Here is a 15,485-nt window from a genome sequence, read left to right as displayed (position 1 = left end):
CGTCATATGCTGTTTAACCAGCGTCTGATATCGGCGGGTAAGGCGAGAGTCAATCCCGCCAACAGATAGGTTGAAATCATTCTGCAAAGTAATAACAGGTATCACGATAAATGTGTAGATACCTATGAATTCGGGGGCTGCCGCATCACCGTGTCAGGCGTTTAAGCTTAGGCGTTTAACAGGTGGTTCATACGGCGGATAAACTGATTGGGATCGTCAAGCGTACCCCGCTCGGCCAGCAACGCTTGATCCATCAGCAGCTCGACCCAGTCGCCAAAGGCGCCGTCATCGCCCATATCGGCAGTGCGTTTGACCAGCACGTGGTCCGGGTTGAGTTCAAAAATATATTTGATCTCCGGCGCGGCTTGACCGGCGGCGGCAAACAGCTTGGCCATTTGTGTCGTCATGTCATCGGCGTCGGTGGTAACAACCGCGGGGGTATCGGTTAAACGGTGCGTCAGCCGCACCTCTTTCACGCGCTCACCGAGATAGGTTTTCACGCGCTCAACGAACGGCTCAAGGGCTTTTTCAGCCTCTTTCTGCTCGTCGTTTTCTTCATCGGCCAGCTTATCCAGCGACGGGTCGGCTTTGCTGACCGACTGGAACGCTTTGCCGTCAAATTCCGTCAGGTAGCTCATCATCCATTCATCGATACGTTCGGAGAGCAGCAGCACTTCGATGCCCTTCTTCCGCAGCAACTCCAAATGGGGACTGCTCTTGGCGGCGGCATAGCTATCGGCGGTGATGTAATAGATTTTTTCCTGCCCTTCCACCATGCGCCCGACATACTCTTCCAGCGAGACGGTCTGAGCCGGGCTGTCGCCGTGGGTGGAGGCGAAGCGCAGCAGTTTAGCCACCGCTTCGCCGTTGGTGGGATCTTCGCCGGCGCCTTCTTTCAGCACCAGACCAAACTCCTGCCAGAACGATTGATACTGTTGGGCATCGTCCTTGGCCAGTTTCTCCAGCATCGACAGCGCACGTTTGGTCAGCGCACCCTTCAGGTTCTGCGTCACGCGGCTGTCTTGTAGAATTTCCCGCGACACGTTGAGCGGCAGATCGTTGGAATCAATCAGCCCCTTCACGAAGCGCAGATAATTCGGCATGAATTGTTCGGCGTCATCCATGATAAACACGCGCTGCACATACAGTTTCAGGCCGTGTTTATGCTCACGGTTCCACATATCCCAGGGCGCTTTCGCCGGGATGTAGAGCAGGCTGGTGTATTCCTGTTTCCCTTCGACGCGGTTGTGGCTCCAGCTTAGGGGCTCACTGAAATCGTGGGACAGGTGCTTGTAGAATTCTTTGTATTCGTCATCGCTGATTTCGGCCTTGTTGCGGGTCCACAGCGCCTGCGCTTTGTTAATTTTTTCCCAGGGCACGACCTCTTCGTCGCTGCCTTCTTCTTCGCTTTTGCTACGGGTTTCGATTTCCACCGGCAGCGCAATGTGGTCGGAGTATTTGCCGATAACGCTCTTGAGACGCCAGTCATCGAGGAAGTCGTCTTCGCCCTCGCGCAAGTGCAAGGTGATTTCCGTACCGCGCTCCGGTTTGACGATATCGGCGATGGTGTAATCACCCTCGCCAGCAGATTCCCAGAACACCCCTTCTTCGGGTGTAGCGCCGGCGGCACGGGTGCGGACGGTGACCTTGTCCGCCACGATAAAGGCCGAATAGAAGCCAACGCCAAATTGGCCGATAAGCTGGCTGTCTTTAAGTTGATCGGAACCCATCGATTCCAGGAACGCCTTGGTACCGGATTTGGCAATGGTACCCAAATTGTCGATCACTTCCTCACGCCCCATGCCGATACCGTTATCGCTCAGCGTTATGGTGCGTTTTTCTTTATCGCAGGACAGGCGTACGCGTAACTCGCCGTCCCCTGCGTATAAATCCGGCTGCGACAGGGCGCGAAAACGCAATTTGTCCGCCGCATCCGAGGCGTTGGAAATCAGCTCGCGCAGGAAAATTTCTTTATTGAAATAAAGGGAATGGATCATCAGGTGAAGCAGCTGCTTGACTTCCGATTGGAATCCGCGGGTTTCTTGTCCTTTCATACTCATGTTATACCTCAATCCAAATTGCGACCAAACAGGCGGTTAAAGACGGCAATGAAGTACAAATGGGGATAAGGGGGGGCAATTTCAAGCGAAAGGTAAAAAAAGCCTGCCCCCGGCCGGCGGACCGGCCCGAGGCGGTGTCAGAATTTGATGGGATGACGGCCCGCCAGCGAATGGGACAACGTCGTGCCGTCCACCATTTCAAGCTCGCCGCCGACCGGCACGCCATGGGCGATACGGCTGGTCATCACGCCGTAATGCGCGCACATTTCAGCGATGTAGTTGGCGGTCGCCTCACCTTCCACCGTCGGGTTGGTGGCGAGGATGACTTCCTGGAGACTTTCCTTCTCAAGCCGCTCCTGCAATCGGCCAAGACCAATATCGTCCGGGCCGATACCGTCGAGGGGCGACAGGTGCCCCATCAGCACGAAATAACGCCCGGCGAACTGGCCGGTCTGCTCAATGGCGTGAATATCCGCCGGACTCTCCACCACGCAGATCTGGCCCGACTGCTGCCGGCGGGGATTGGCGCAAATCGTACAGACAGGCTGCTCGGTGAAGGTGCGGCAATCCTCACAATGGCCGATTTCCGACATCGCGCGGGTCAGCGCTTGCGCCAGACGCATGCCGCCGCTGCGATCGCGCTGCAGTAAGTGGAAAACCATACGCTGCGCCGATTTCGGCCCGACGCCCGGCAGGCAACGTAAGGCCTCCGTTAATGCCTCCAGTAAAGGACTGGTTTGCATTAGAACGGCATTTTAAAACCAGGAGGAAGCTGCATGCCGTTGGAGACGGCAGCCATTTTTTCCTTCTGGGTTTCGGCAATACGGCGGGCGGCGTCGTTAAACGCCGCAGCGATCAGATCTTCCAGCATGTCTTTATCATCTTCCAGCAGGCTGGGATCGACTTCGACACGGCGACAATTGTGCGCGCCATTGATGGTGACTTTGACCAGGCCGGCGCCCGACTCCCCCGTCACCTCCAGTTGCGCAATCTCTTCTTGCATCCGCTGCATTTTTTCCTGCATTTGCTGGGCCTGTTTCATCAGGTTGCCCATTCCGCCTTTACCAAACATAGTCTTCTCTCTTAGTTGCATCGGGCCGCACTGGCGGCATCTTGCCGCAGCGCGGCGGGTTATACGGGCCGGATGCTGTCTTCATCCAGCTCGGCGTCGAAAAAGCGTTGCAGCATCTGAATATGCGCATCGTTCATAATCGCTTCCCGCGCCCGCACCAGTTTTTCTTCATAAATCGCCTGGCGCCATTCCAGCGGCGTTTTCATTGCCGGATTATCATCTTCCGTTACGGTTAATTCAACCGGCGCGCCCAGATCGGCGCTCAGCGCGTCACAGAGCGCGCTTTGTGCCGTCGCCGAATTTAGATGACGCTGTGAGGTGCGCAAGTGCAGACAGACTTTACCCGGCGCCAAATCCTCTTTCCAGGCGTTCAACGCCAGCTGCTGCACCAGTTTGGGCACCGCCAGCCGGTTCACCTGCGCCGCCCAGGGGTCGCGCGTCAGCGACTCTTCCGCCAGGTACAGCACCAGTTCCGGCGTTTTTTCATGCTCCAGCGCCGTGCGCAGCGCCTTGGGGGTGGTTACAGGCTCCGGGTCGGCCTCGGGCTTAAGACTGGCACGCCAGCGGTAGGCCTCCGGCCGCGGGGAATCCACCGGCTCCTCCCGCCCGGCGGCGGGTTGGCGCTGCTTTGCGCGCTCACCGACAGTAGCCAGCCGCTCCAGCGCGCTGACGGCGGTTTTCTGGCGCGCCGGCGCCGGGTCATCCTTTTTTGTTTTTTGGCTCTCCTGACGCTTCATCAGGGCGGTGCGGGCCTGTAAGAGCTGCGCAGTCGCCGCCGGCAACGGGTTATTGCCTGCGGAAGACGGCTCGATCGCCACCGGGCCATCCTCTGCAGACGTCGGCACGGACGGTGCCAGCGGCCCGTCATTTTCCGGCGTCAACGTGCCGTCCTGCCAATCGCCCTGCGCTTCATCATCATCGAAGCCGCTGGCGGCGTAGGCCTGCATCAAACTTTCTTCCGCGCTATCTACCACGCTGGACTGGCCGGCGCCCGGTAAAGTCGATCTCTGCTCACCGGTCAACGATCCTAACGTCGGCGGCGCGCTGGCGCTACGCCCGCCATCAGCGGCGGAGGCCGGCGGCGGCGGTCCGGCAGCGTCACCCTCGGCAGACATGGCTCTCGTGGCGTGCTGGCCGGCGGCGTCACCCTCGGCAGACATGGCCCCCGTGGCGTGCTGGCCGGCGGCGTTACCGTTGGAAGAGGCGAAAGAATTGGGCACGCCACGCGCAGGTACAGTCGCTGACGCAGACAAAGACGCAGTATTGGCGCCGGCGCGCCTGGCGTTTTCAAGTGCTAATCGCGCCGGTGCGGGCCTGGGGGCGCCGGTGTGTGATCTTGCCGACGGGTCAGCGGCGGCGCTCGCATGCGCCTTTGCCGGCCGGCCAGACGCCATTAGCGGGTTAACCCCGGGGGCGTTCTCCTGCCCGCCCTGAACGTCGCGGGAAGATCCAATGCCGGCGGCCGGGGCCGGGGCACCGGATGTTAGGGCCGCACCGGCGGGCGGGCTAGCGTGGCGGGCGTCAACGCCGAATTCAGCCGTTTTTTTTTCCGTACTGGCGACGGTCGTCACCGTTTCTACCGCGGCGGGATGGAACGCCAGCGCGCGCAGCAGCGTCATTTCCACCCCCATCCGGGGGTCCGGCGCAAAGGGCAACTCTTTGCGCCCGATAAGCAGGGTCTGGTAATAGAGCTGCAGATCGGCCGGCGGCAGACGCCGGGCCAAGTCCCGCAAACGCGGCACGCTGGCCGAGTCTTCCTCATCGTTCAATTGGTCCGGCAAGAGCTGGCCCAGCGCGAGGCGGTGCAGTAAAGAAAGCATTTCGACAAGCAATGTTTCCCAGTCCATACCCCGGGCGGCACATTGCGCAAGCTGCGCCATCATCGCGCCGCCGTCGGCGTCGACCAGCGCTTCGATAAGCGCCAGCGGCTGTTCGGTGTTAAGCGTACCGAGCATCAGGCGCACCGCCTCGTCGCTCACCTCCCCCTGCCCCATGGCAATAGCCTGGTCGGTCAGACTGAGGGCATCCCGCAGGCTGCCGTCGGCGGCCCGGGCCAGCAACTGCAGCGCGCGCGGCGCGGCGACAATATGTTCCTGCTGCAACACCGATGACAGATGGTTGCGGATCTGCTCAACGTCGAGCGCCTTTAAATGGAATTGTAAACAGCGGGAAAGAATGGTCACCGGCAGCTTTTGCGGATCGGTGGTGGCCAATAAAAACTTGACGTGCGCCGGCGGCTCTTCCAGCGTTTTGAGTAACGCGTTGAAGCTGTGGCGGGACAGCATATGCACTTCATCGATCAGATACACCTTGAAGCGGCCGCGCGCCGGGGCGTACTGCACGTTGTCCAGGAGTTCACGGGTATCTTCCACTTTGGTGCGCGACGCGGCATCGATTTCGATCAGATCGACAAAACGACCCTGCTCGATTTCGCGGCAGTTATCGCACTGGCCGCAGGGCGTGGCGGTGATACCGGTTTCGCAATTCAACCCTTTAGCCAGCAGACGTGCAATAGTGGTTTTACCCACGCCACGGGTGCCGGATAAAAGATAGGCATGATGGATCCTGCCCAATGATAGGCCGTTCGCCAGCGCCGTCAGGACATGATCCTGACCTACTACATCGGCAAATGTTTGCGGACGCCACTTACGGGCAAGCACCTGATAGCTCATGAGTCGCGATTTACGTCGGAGGAACAGAAGGCCATGCTAACACAGCCCCGCACCGCAGCGCGAGGCTGATGTCATTAGTGGCCGGGGAACAGTACCAGGCTATAACTGGCAACGCCGATGCTGTTGAGAAGCGCTTCACCACCGAGGTCGGCCAAATTGATAACGAAGGCCGCATCCTGCACCTCGCCGCCGAGCCGCCGGATCAATTTCACCGTGGCGCCGATAGTCCCGCCGGTGGCCAGCAGATCGTCCACCACCAGCACTTTATCGCCGGGAACAATCGCATCTTGATGAATTTCAAGGCTGTCGGTGCCATACTCCAGCACGTAGCTTTCACTGATTATCTCACGCGGCAGCTTGCCGGGCTTGCGTACCGGAACAAAACCCAGCCCCAACGCCAGCGCGACCGGGGCACCGAACAGAAACCCGCGCGCTTCGGTACCGACGATTTTCGTCAGCCCTGCATCGCGATAACGTTCGGCCAGCAGCGCAATGCTGGCGGCATAGGCGCGCGAGTCTTCGAGCAGGCTGGTGATATCGCGAAACAGGATGCCGGGTTTCGGATAGTCTGGAACCGATTTAATGCTTTGTTTAATTAATGCTAATTGTTGTTCCGTAGCGGTCATAGTGGTTATGCCTGGAAAAGCCTCTATTCATCATCAACGCGGATCCTGTCATGGCTGAAACAAGACTGACCGCGCACGAAAGCGCCCAAATCTATGCAAACTGCCGCAAAAATGCAACCGCCCACCAACGCAGACAAAGCAAATTATTGACGTGGCGCAAGCTGCGCCGCTCGGCCCCCTGCGTTAATGCTGTGCATCACCGAAAACGACGGGGTATTATCATAAAAGTCGACTCCGATGTCATTCTTTACAGGTAAATGACGTGCACGCATCCCAACTGATTACCGTTCTTGACGGCCAACTTAACGATTTAGCCGCACGCATCGACGTTCAGGGACAGGCTCTGGTACAGCAATCCCGTTTAGACCCTCTGTTGTTCAGCACGCGCGGCAACCGACTTGGGGACTATCTGTCCGAGAGCCGCGCAACGCTTTCGCATTTGACCAGCGCGGTGGAACAAGGCCGTACCGAGCGCGTGGCCTGGCTGGCCCAACGGCTAACCGACCAAATGTTGGCGCTCTCCCGCGAGCTGGCGACGCAAAAGTTGCGCCAGGAGCGCCCTTCCACCGCGCCGGCGGAGGATATTTACGCCCGCCTTGCCGAGTGTCAAGACTATGAGCGGCGGCTGCAGGCCATGATCCGCGACCGCGATAGCCTGCGTAGCGCCGCAGACGACCTGCCCCGCGCTCGGCGGTTACAGCAAGAAATCGCCGCGCTGGAAGGACCTCTGATGCGGTGCCGGCAGGCGTTGACCCGGCTCGAATACCAAATAGAGCGGCGCGAACGGGGCGAATAAGCAAAAATAATTTGTCCGGTGGCACAAATTGGTTACATGCTCATCATTTATAGTGTAAATAATATCACCTATACTTCAGTTTACAGCCTGAGTTGTGCAGGAGAGCGAGGTGACCCTCGAACACGAATCCCCCGAAATCAAATTGGCGATCGATTTGATTATGCTGCTGGAAAAGAATGAATTGTCACCGGCGTTGGTGCTGGCGGCGCTGGAAATCGTCAAAAATGATTACTTGCGCAAAGCGGACACCAGGGAGTAAACGTTTTCAGGCTGTGCCTGCGTAGAGCGTCAGGCGGACCGGTGCGCGTCGTGTTGCCCACAGCGCAACATCGGACTCATGCGCAGCATGTCGATGAGTCCGAACACCAAGGTGCGCGACTCGGCTTGCAGATCGAAGCTTTCGGGAGTGAACAGCCAGTTTTCCATGAGACCGGTCATGTAAGCGCGCAACATGATCGCCGCCCGCCGGCAGTGCAGCGTTGCGGGCAATTGCTGTTGTTCTATGCAGCGGCCGAGCGTCACTTCCAGCCGGTCGTAGCATTCATCAAACAATTGCGATCGCACTTCCTGGTACAGCGCCATTTCACCCACGAATTCGCATTTATGAAACAATATTTCCATAAGCTCACGCCACTGGCGGTTAGAAACGGTAGCGTCAAGAATGTAAATCATTGTCTCGGTTAACACATAAAGTGGATTGTCTGGATATTTTGTTTGATACTCTGTTTCAAAATCTTGGATCTTACTGTCGGCCGTGTGAAGTATTTCATTAAATAACTCGGCTTTATTTTTGAAGTGCCAATAAATCGCGCCGCGCGTTACCCCGGCCAATGCCGCGATATCATTGAGTGATGTGGCGGATACCCCTCTCTCGGAGAAGGCCTTGATGGCGGCGTCCAGTATATGCTGGCGGGTTTCCTGAGCCTGTCGTTTGGTTTTTCGTGCCATAGTGCCGTTTTAGCGTGGTCTTTGGATTTACATACATTCAAGAATGTATGTAACATAGCATAACGAAAAATGTAACGCAGCACTGTCTTTGGGGCTTGTGATCACTTGATCAATTTTTTCAAATCGGAATCTTGGGGTTTATCTATGAACAAAAACAGAGGGCTATTGCCTCTGGCGGCCGTTCTGATGCTTTCCGGCAGTTTTATTCTCGCAGGATGTGACAATAAAGAAGCCGGGCAGGCAGGAAATCAGCAGCAGGCTCCCGAAGTGGGCGTTGTGACGCTAAAAAAACAAGCGCTTAATGTCACCACCGACTTACCGGGCCGCACAGCCGCTTTTCGTGTCGCGGAAGTCCGCCCGCGGGTCGATGGTATTATCCTGAAACGTAACTTCGTTGAAGGCAGCGATGTCACGGCAGGCGTGTCTTTATATCAGATTGATCCCGCGACCTATCAGGCCGCTTATAACAGCGCCAAGGGCGATCTGGCGCAGGCGCAGGCGAATGCCGGCATTGCGCGGGTGACCGTAAACCGGTACAAAAAACTCCTTTCCACCAACTATGTTAGCCGCCAGGACTATGATCAGGCGGTGGCTACCCTCGCGCAGAATGATGCCGCCGTGCAGGCCGCTCAGGCCTCGCTGGAAACCGCCCGCATTAATCTGGCTTACACCCGCGTCACCTCCCCGATAAGCGGCCGCATCGGCAAATCCGCCTTTACCGAAGGCGCGTTGGTCACCAGCGCGCAAACGACCGCTATGGCGACCGTACAACAGCTGGACCCGATGTATGTCGACGTGACTCAATCAAGCAACGACTTTATGCGTCTACGCCAGGAGCTGGAAAACGGCACGCTGAAACAGCGCGACGGTAAAGCAACGGTGCGTTTGCTGATGGAAAACGGTGGAGAATTCGCGCAGACCGGGACGCTGGAATTCTCCGACGTCACGGTGGATGAAACCACGGGTTCTATCACGTTGCGCGCTATTTTCCCCAATCCGCAACACACCTTGTTGCCGGGTATGTTTGTGCGCGCCAAATTGGATCAGGGCGTCAATGAAAACGCTTTACTCGTGCCTCAACAGGGCGTCACCCACACGCCCCGCGGCGAAGCGAGCGCCATGGTGGTCGATAGCAACAGTAAGGTTGCCCTCCGCCAGATCACGGCGCCGCAGGCCATAGGCGATAAATGGTTAGTCACCGCCGGGTTACAGGAAGGCGACAAGGTCATTGTCGCCGGCGTGCAAAAGGTGAAACCCGGCATGCAGGTCACGCCCAAAGAGGTGACCGACCAGGAAAAACAACCGGAACAACCGCAGCCTGACACCGCCAGCAAGTCTTAACAGGAACGGGTAACCCTTATGTCTAAGTACTTTATCGATCGGCCCATTTTCGCATGGGTGATTGCCATTATCATCATGCTGGCGGGGGCGCTGTCGATACTCAAGCTGCCCATCGAACAGTATCCGGCTATCGCGCCGCCGACGATCCGTATCACCGCGACCTATCCCGGCGCGGACGCCTCAACGTTGCAAGACAGCGTGACGCAGATAGTCGAGCAGAATATGAACGGCATCGACCATTTGATGTACATGGCGTCCGACAGTGACTCGTCCGGGACCGCGACCATCACGCTGACCTTTGAGTCGGGTGCCGATCCGGATATCGCCCAGGTTCAGGTGCAAAACAAACTTCAGCTGGCCATGCCGCTGCTGCCGCAAGAAGTTCAGCAACAGGGTGTGCAGGTGCAGAAATCCAGCGCCAGCTTCCTCATGGTCGCCGGTTTTATCAGCGATGATAAAAACATGACTCAGGAAGATATCGCGGATTATGTCGGCTCCTCGCTGAAAGATCCCATTAGCCGTACCAACGGCGTGGGTGAAGTGCAGCTGTTCGGCGCCCAATATGCGATGCGTATCTGGCTCGATCCCAACAAGCTCAATAACTTCAAGTTGACGCCGGTGGATGTCATCAGCGCGCTGGAAGTCCAGAACAACCAGATCGCCGCCGGCCAGCTGGGGGGATCACCGCCGGTGAAGGGGCAGCAGCTTAACGCGTCAATTATCGTGCAGACCCGGCTGAAGACCGTCGATGATTTCGGCAAAATACAGCTGAAGGTCAATCCCGATGGTTCGCAGGTACGGCTGAAGGATGTGGCGACGATTGCGCTAGGCGGTGAAAGTTACGACATCATCGCCCGCATCAATGGCCAGCCCGCCACCGGTCTGGGGATCAAGCTCGCCACCGGCGCCAATGCGCTCGACACCGCTAACGCGGTCAAAACGGAGCTGGGACGACGGCTGCAGGCCAACTTCCCCACCGGGCTGAAAGTGGTTTACCCCTACGACACCACACCGTTCGTGAAGATTTCCATTACCGAGGTGGTAAAAACCCTGGTGGAAGCCATCATCCTGGTGTTCCTGGTGATGTATCTGTTCTTGCAGAATTTCCGCGCTACGCTTATCCCGACTATCGCGGTGCCGTTGGTATTGCTGGGGACCTTCGCCATTCTGGGGGCATTTGGCTATACCATTAACACCCTGACTATGTTCGCCTGCGTGTTGGCCATCGGGCTATTGGTGGATGACGCCATTGTGGTGGTGGAAAACGTCGAGCGCGTTATGGCGGAGGAGGGGCTCAGTCCCATTGAAGCCACGCGAAAATCGATGGGCCAGATCCAGGGCGCCCTGGTGGGGATCGCGCTGGTGCTGTCCGCCGTGTTTGTACCGATGGCGTTTTTCGGCGGTTCAACCGGTGCCATTTACCGCCAGTTCTCCATTACCATTGTGTCGGCAATGATCCTGTCGGTTATCGTGGCACTGGTGCTGACCCCGGCGCTGTGCGCCACCATGCTTAAGCCCATCAAGAAAGGCGACCACGGCAAGACCACCGGCTTTTTCGGCTGGTTTAATAAAAAGTTCGATCAAAGTACCCATCACTACACCGACAGCATCGGCCACATCCTGAATAGCACCGGCCGCTATCTGCTGATTTATCTGCTGATTGTGGTCGGCATGGCGTTGCTGTTTATCCGCCTGCCCACCTCGTTCCTGCCGGATGAGGATCAGGGGGTCTTCCTGACGATGACCTTGCTGCCGGCGGGTGCGACGCAGGAACGCACCCAGCATGTGCTGGATGAAGTGACCCAGTACTATCTTGACAACGAGAAAGACAATGTCAGATCGGTGTTCACCGTTAACGGGTTTGGTTTCGCCGGACGCGGGCAGAACTCCGGTATCGTGTTCGTCAGCCTGAAAGACTGGGGTGAGCGTTCCGGGGCTGAAAATAAGGTCCCCGCGATAACCGCCCGTGCCAATCAGGCATTCTCAAAGATCAAGGACGGCATCGTGCTGGCGTTCAACCTGCCGGCGATCGTCGAGCTGGGCACCGCAACCGGTTTCGACTTTGAATTGATCGATGAGAATAACCTGGGGCATGAACAGTTGACCGCCGCGCGTAACCAGCTGCTGGGGATGGTGGCACAGCATCCTGATGTACTGCAGGGCGTCCGCCCGAACGGTCTGGAAGATACGCCCGAGTACAAGCTGGATGTCGATCACGAGAAAGCGGAAGCGCTAGGCGTTTCGCTGTCGGATATCAATACCACCATCGGCGCGGCGCTCGGCGGCAGTTATGTTAATGACTTCATCGACCGCGGCCGCGTGAAGAAGGTTTATGTGCAGGGTGAAGCGCCCTACCGTATGCTGCCGCAGGATATCGATAACTGGTACGTGCGCGGTTCGGATAACCAGATGGTGCCCCTCTCGGCGGTAACCACCGCACGCTGGCAGTACGGTTCACCCCGTCTGGAGCGTTATAACGGGTTGCCGTCAATGGAAATCCAAGGGGAAGCCGCGCCCGGTAAGAGTACCGGTGAAGCCATGGCTTTAATGGAACAACTGGCGGGCAAACTGCCGGCGGGAATCGGTTACGACTGGACGGGCATGTCCTATCAGGAACGGTTGTCCGGCAACCAGGCACCGGCGCTGTATGCGATATCGCTTATCGTGGTGTTCTTGTGTCTGGCGGCGCTGTATGAGAGCTGGTCTATCCCGTTCTCGGTCATGCTGGTGGTGCCGTTGGGGGTGATTGGCGCCCTGCTGGCGGCATCGCTGCGCGGTCTGAACAATGACGTCTACTTCCAGGTCGGTCTGCTGACCACCATCGGGCTATCGGCCAAGAACGCGATATTAATCGTGGAATTTGCCAAAGATCTGATGGAGAAAGAAGGCAAAGGATTGATTGAAGCCACGCTGGAAGCGGTACGTATGCGGTTACGGCCGATTCTGATGACCTCGCTCGCCTTTATCCTCGGCGTACTGCCGCTGGCGATCAGCACCGGCGCCGGCTCCGGCTCGCAAAATGCGGTCGGTACCGGCGTGATGGGCGGGATGGTCACCGCTACCCTGCTGGCGATTTTCTTTGTACCGGTGTTCTTTGTGGTGGTGCGCCGCCGCTTCGGTAAAAAAGGCCATCAGGACGAGCTGGAGCACGGACATCCGGTGGACAACCCGCCGCCGCAGCCGTAAAGACGCGACGTCGTTGTCCCCTTTCAAGGGCCGCTATGCGGCCCTTTTTTTATGCCCGGCGGCGCAAAGCGGCTCCCCTTGTCCGGCAATTGTATAATGTCTCACCTGGCGCCATAATTAATATGTTATAACATAATATTCAGGAGAAGCATGATGAAACCCGCTATTCACCCCCCTTATCGCCAGGTGGTTTTCCATGACACCACGGCCAATGTCTGGTTCAAGGTGGGTTCTACCATCGTCACCACCCGTTCAGTGGAATACGAGGGAGCAACCTACCCCTATGTCACCCTGGAGGTATCCAGCGCGTCGCACCCGTATTACACCGGGAAGCAGCGCACGGTGGCCAAAGACGGCAGTACCGCACGCTTCAACCAACGCTTTGGCCGTTTCCTCGGTCAACCGTCATAACCATCAGGACACGCCAAAGATGCAGGTATTGAGTTCACTCGCCAGTGCCAAAACACGTCATCCAGATTGTAAGGTGGTCCGCCGCCGCGGCCGCGTGTACGTCATTTGCAAATCCAATCCGCGCTTTAAGGCGGTACAGGGACGCAAAAAAAGCCGCTGACTAATAAGGCGAAAGGGCATAGGTGCTGAAAGAGAAAGTCAGCGCATCGCTGCGCCGAAGGGAATGCCTTCGGCGCTTTTTATTTGTCGCCGCCAGGCTGCGAAACGCCCCAGGCGCGATCGTTGTAAGGGTAATGCGGGGATTTACGCATATTTGTAAACAAATATTGTAATTGAGTGAATAAGAAGAAAACACTCTTTTATTTATACGACATGTCTGCTAATTTTAAAGTATCCATCGCGCGTCAGCACTGTATAATGTTATTCAGCCGTACTGTTTCATTCCGCACCAGCGCACCGGCAATGAGAGAACGCTGAGACCCCCATCCCAACGCTGTTTACCTGAGCTTTGTCGTCATGGCAGCTTATGACTCAGGGACTGTAAGTTAATGTAAGCAAGGGATGCTAAATCGCCTAAAATATCCTATCTTTAATCTGGAATGGGCGAATTGCGAAGTGGGTATCGATCCATGTCCCCAGCCGGGTTTTAAGATTACTGCAATTGCTATGTGTTAGGAGGGCTGATATGGATGAGTATTCACCCAAACGCTACGATATTGCGCAATTGAAATACCTGTGTGAAAATCTCTATGATGAAGGCATTGCCAGTCTGGGCGACAGCTATCATGGTTGGGTAAATGACCCGAGTTCCGCCGTCAATTTGCAGCTTAACGAATTAATTGAGCACATAGCGGCGAATATTGTCATCTTCAAACTTAAATACCATAATGAAAGTGAGCTTACCGATCAGGTTGAAACCTTTTTAGACGATACTTTTACCCTGTTCAGTAGCTATGGCATCAATAATTACGATATCCAGCGCTGGCGGCGCAGCCGTAGGCGTTTATTCGGAACATTCTCGGAGACAGAGCTCTGTGCAACCTGAGAAAGTAGGCACAACCCCGTTCAACTGACTGTACAAAAAGGTAAAAATGAAAAAGATCGACTATTTAATGCGCTTGAGGAAGTGCCGAACGCTGGAAACCCTTGAGCGTGTGATTGAAAAAAACAAATATGAACTGTCCGATGACGAACTGGAGATATTCAATTCCGCCGCCGATCACCGTCTGGCAGAACTGACGATGAACAAGCTGTACGACAAAGTCCCGGTTTCCGTCTGGAAGTATGTACGCTAAAACTGATTATTCTAAACATAATGTTAGTGTTAATAAACATGACTATTAATACCTTTTTTTGCCCACCGGCAATTAAATTACCTATTGCCCGCCCCTGCTGATAATCGCTCTTTTTCGCGCCATTGACGTCAGGTTAACCTCCTATTGTCTGGCGCGCGATGTGGGTGTAAATCGCGAGTGCGTTATCATACTGGTTAATAACATTATTGGACTTTTCTATAGGCAGGTCAAAAGCAGCGAAGTCAAGCGCCTATTGCATCGGATTTCCCTCAATTTCGCAGGGTTGCCCTGACGTCATTTCGTACAATTGTATTTTTACCGCTGCCGGGCGGGAATGTACTGGCGGACAGATACGATTTCGTCGCGTCAATAATTAAGGATAATGGCCGGAAAACACGCCTTATTTCCCCCGTAAGGGGATCGCATCGCACAGACAAGCGGGTTTTTGAGTCAGGACAGCGCAGGCGGAGGCCGAAATGGGTGGAGGCCCCGCCAGCGACATCCCGGCACACACGTCACTTGCTGCGGCTGCTTCCTTCCGGACCTGACCGAGTTCACAAGGTAGTGTTGCGAGAGCACCCACGGGGCCTCCATTGACGGCTCGTTTCAAACGAGCGCGGGGCATTATCAATTAAGGCTTGGGTAATTGCAAGTCAGGTCGGTTTAAGCGCCGTTTTCTTATCCAATATGCTGCAGTGTTAACGCTTCACCCTGGACGGCTTGCGACGACCGGGCCATATATGACAGGATAATTCCCTCGCCACATTGAACTGTAGAAGTGGAATATGTCTGATCCTTCTCACGATACTTTTTCCCAGCGCGTATATCACATCGTGGCCGCTATCCCGTACGGGCGATTGACCACTTATGGTGAAGTGGCGCGGTTGGCCGGTGCACCGCGCGCCGCGCGTCAGGTTGGCGGTCTGTTGAGCCGGTTGCCCGAAGGCAGCATGAATCACCCCGGATAAATTAGAGTCTATACTTTAAAAGTGGAGGTCTCTATGACAACGACCAAACGTTACTCTCCGGAAGTCCGTGAACGGGCAGTTAATCTAGTGCTGGAAACTCAGCATGAGCA

The 15,485-nt window shown here is 56.3% G+C and carries 14 protein-coding genes, 1 other RNA gene and 2 pseudogenes; 9 read left to right on the top strand and 8 right to left on the bottom strand.

What is annotated here, in order from left to right; genetic code table 11:
• Nucleotides 1-167 precede the first annotated feature (167 nt).
• The 6 genes and pseudogenes from htpG to apt form a co-directional block, all read right to left on the bottom strand.
• Nucleotides 168-2,054, bottom strand: coding sequence for a molecular chaperone HtpG (gene htpG, locus CINSTRO3249_RS05250; RefSeq protein ID WP_174249732.1), 1,887 nt, complete (start codon nucleotides 2,052-2,054; stop codon nucleotides 168-170).
• Between the two features lie 143 nt (nucleotides 2,055-2,197).
• Nucleotides 2,198-2,803 (bottom strand): recombination mediator RecR, encoded by a 606-nt coding sequence (gene recR / locus CINSTRO3249_RS05245; RefSeq protein WP_074012475.1) that lies wholly within the window; start codon nucleotides 2,801-2,803, stop codon nucleotides 2,198-2,200.
• Nucleotides 2,803-3,132 (bottom strand): YbaB/EbfC family nucleoid-associated protein, encoded by a 330-nt coding sequence (locus tag CINSTRO3249_RS05240; RefSeq protein WP_074012474.1) that lies wholly within the window; start codon nucleotides 3,130-3,132, stop codon nucleotides 2,803-2,805. The genes recR and CINSTRO3249_RS05240 overlap by 1 nt, the downstream gene beginning before the upstream one ends.
• A 59-nt stretch (nucleotides 3,133-3,191) precedes the next feature.
• On the bottom strand, nucleotides 3,192-3,869 hold the full coding sequence (locus tag CINSTRO3249_RS17980; RefSeq protein WP_371441364.1) for a DNA polymerase III subunit gamma/tau C-terminal domain-containing protein: 678 nt from the start codon (nucleotides 3,867-3,869) through the stop codon (nucleotides 3,192-3,194).
• A gap of 489 nt (nucleotides 3,870-4,358) precedes the next feature.
• Nucleotides 4,359-5,804 (bottom strand): annotated as a pseudogene (dnaX, locus tag CINSTRO3249_RS17975) (DNA polymerase III subunit gamma/tau); the annotation flags it as partial.
• Nucleotides 5,805-5,878: 74 nt separating this feature from the next.
• Complete coding sequence (apt, locus tag CINSTRO3249_RS05225) at nucleotides 5,879-6,430, bottom strand: adenine phosphoribosyltransferase (protein WP_074012473.1); 552 nt, start codon at nucleotides 6,428-6,430, stop codon at nucleotides 5,879-5,881.
• Nucleotides 6,431-6,692: 262 nt separating this feature from the next.
• Between apt and priC the strand changes: the two genes are divergently transcribed.
• Both priC and CINSTRO3249_RS05215 read left to right on the top strand, forming a co-directional pair.
• Nucleotides 6,693-7,226: a primosomal replication protein PriC gene (gene priC, locus CINSTRO3249_RS05220; protein ID WP_074012472.1), complete on the top strand. Its 534-nt coding sequence runs from the start codon at nucleotides 6,693-6,695 to the stop codon at nucleotides 7,224-7,226.
• 109 nt (nucleotides 7,227-7,335) lie between these two features.
• Nucleotides 7,336-7,485 carry a DUF2496 domain-containing protein gene (locus CINSTRO3249_RS05215; protein WP_074012471.1) on the top strand — a complete coding sequence of 50 codons (150 nt, stop codon included), beginning with the start codon at nucleotides 7,336-7,338 and terminating at the stop codon, nucleotides 7,483-7,485.
• Nucleotides 7,486-7,514: 29 nt separating this feature from the next.
• Here CINSTRO3249_RS05215 and acrR read toward each other — a convergent pair whose 3' ends face one another.
• Nucleotides 7,515-8,174 carry a multidrug efflux transporter transcriptional repressor AcrR gene (acrR, locus tag CINSTRO3249_RS05210; RefSeq protein ID WP_074012470.1) on the bottom strand — a complete coding sequence of 220 codons (660 nt, stop codon included), beginning with the start codon at nucleotides 8,172-8,174 and terminating at the stop codon, nucleotides 7,515-7,517.
• 144 nt (nucleotides 8,175-8,318) lie between these two features.
• Here acrR and CINSTRO3249_RS05205 point away from each other — a divergent pair, with 144 nt between their 5' ends.
• The 6 genes from CINSTRO3249_RS05205 (at nucleotide 8,319) to CINSTRO3249_RS05180 (ending at nucleotide 14,407) form a co-directional block, all read left to right on the top strand.
• A complete protein-coding gene (locus CINSTRO3249_RS05205; protein ID WP_074012477.1) occupies nucleotides 8,319-9,515 on the top strand; it encodes an efflux RND transporter periplasmic adaptor subunit in 1,197 nt (398 codons plus the stop codon).
• 18 nt (nucleotides 9,516-9,533) lie between these two features.
• Nucleotides 9,534-12,701 carry an efflux RND transporter permease subunit gene (locus CINSTRO3249_RS05200; protein WP_074012469.1) on the top strand — a complete coding sequence of 1,056 codons (3,168 nt, stop codon included), beginning with the start codon at nucleotides 9,534-9,536 and terminating at the stop codon, nucleotides 12,699-12,701.
• Nucleotides 12,702-12,854: 153 nt separating this feature from the next.
• Entirely contained in the window at nucleotides 12,855-13,112 is a 258-nt protein-coding gene (locus CINSTRO3249_RS05195; RefSeq protein WP_074012468.1) for a type B 50S ribosomal protein L31, read from the top strand.
• Between the two features lie 19 nt (nucleotides 13,113-13,131).
• Nucleotides 13,132-13,272 (top strand): type B 50S ribosomal protein L36, encoded by a 141-nt coding sequence (gene ykgO, locus CINSTRO3249_RS05190; protein WP_074012467.1) that lies wholly within the window; start codon nucleotides 13,132-13,134, stop codon nucleotides 13,270-13,272.
• A gap of 525 nt (nucleotides 13,273-13,797) precedes the next feature.
• Nucleotides 13,798-14,157, top strand: a complete 360-nt coding sequence (tomB, locus tag CINSTRO3249_RS05185) for an Hha toxicity modulator TomB (protein ID WP_074012466.1) — start codon at nucleotides 13,798-13,800, stop codon at nucleotides 14,155-14,157.
• A gap of 46 nt (nucleotides 14,158-14,203) precedes the next feature.
• Nucleotides 14,204-14,407 (top strand): HHA domain-containing protein, encoded by a 204-nt coding sequence (locus CINSTRO3249_RS05180; RefSeq protein ID WP_011410544.1) that lies wholly within the window; start codon nucleotides 14,204-14,206, stop codon nucleotides 14,405-14,407.
• Between the two features lie 487 nt (nucleotides 14,408-14,894).
• Here CINSTRO3249_RS05180 and ffs read toward each other — a convergent pair.
• An RNA gene (ffs, locus tag CINSTRO3249_RS05175) (signal recognition particle sRNA small type) lies at nucleotides 14,895-14,991 on the bottom strand.
• 201 nt (nucleotides 14,992-15,192) lie between these two features.
• On the opposite strand from ffs, the pseudogene CINSTRO3249_RS05170 reads away from it, so the two are divergent.
• Nucleotides 15,193-15,357: pseudogene (locus CINSTRO3249_RS05170) on the top strand (MGMT family protein); the annotation flags it as partial.
• Nucleotides 15,358-15,485 lie beyond the last annotated feature (128 nt).

Origin of the sequence: Candidatus Sodalis sp. SoCistrobi (assembly GCF_900143145.1) — a bacterium.
Lineage (GTDB): Bacteria > Pseudomonadota > Gammaproteobacteria > Enterobacterales > Enterobacteriaceae > SoCistrobi.
Note: the sequence above shows the minus strand (reverse complement) of the source record. Positions and strands in the feature narration are given on the sequence as shown.

Excerpts from the sequence above, each read along its gene's own strand:
- htpG (WP_174249732.1), bottom strand. The coding sequence starts at position 2,054 with ATGAAAGGACAAGAAACCCGCGGATTCCAATCGGAAGTCAAGCAGCTG.
- recR (WP_074012475.1), bottom strand. The coding sequence starts at position 2,803 with ATGCAAACCAGTCCTTTACTGGAGGCATTAACGGAGGCCTTACGTTGC.
- CINSTRO3249_RS05240 (WP_074012474.1), bottom strand. The coding sequence starts at position 3,132 with ATGTTTGGTAAAGGCGGAATGGGCAACCTGATGAAACAGGCCCAGCAA.
- CINSTRO3249_RS17980 (WP_371441364.1), bottom strand. The coding sequence starts at position 3,869 with ATGAAGCGTCAGGAGAGCCAAAAAACAAAAAAGGATGACCCGGCGCCG.
- apt (WP_074012473.1), bottom strand. The coding sequence starts at position 6,430 with ATGACCGCTACGGAACAACAATTAGCATTAATTAAACAAAGCATTAAA.
- acrR (WP_074012470.1), bottom strand. The coding sequence starts at position 8,174 with ATGGCACGAAAAACCAAACGACAGGCTCAGGAAACCCGCCAGCATATA.
- CINSTRO3249_RS05205 (WP_074012477.1), top strand. The coding sequence starts at position 8,319 with ATGAACAAAAACAGAGGGCTATTGCCTCTGGCGGCCGTTCTGATGCTT.
- CINSTRO3249_RS05200 (WP_074012469.1), top strand. The coding sequence starts at position 9,534 with ATGTCTAAGTACTTTATCGATCGGCCCATTTTCGCATGGGTGATTGCC.
- CINSTRO3249_RS05195 (WP_074012468.1), top strand. The coding sequence starts at position 12,855 with ATGAAACCCGCTATTCACCCCCCTTATCGCCAGGTGGTTTTCCATGAC.
- ykgO (WP_074012467.1), top strand. The coding sequence starts at position 13,132 with ATGCAGGTATTGAGTTCACTCGCCAGTGCCAAAACACGTCATCCAGAT.
- tomB (WP_074012466.1), top strand. The coding sequence starts at position 13,798 with ATGGATGAGTATTCACCCAAACGCTACGATATTGCGCAATTGAAATAC.
- CINSTRO3249_RS05180 (WP_011410544.1), top strand. The coding sequence starts at position 14,204 with ATGAAAAAGATCGACTATTTAATGCGCTTGAGGAAGTGCCGAACGCTG.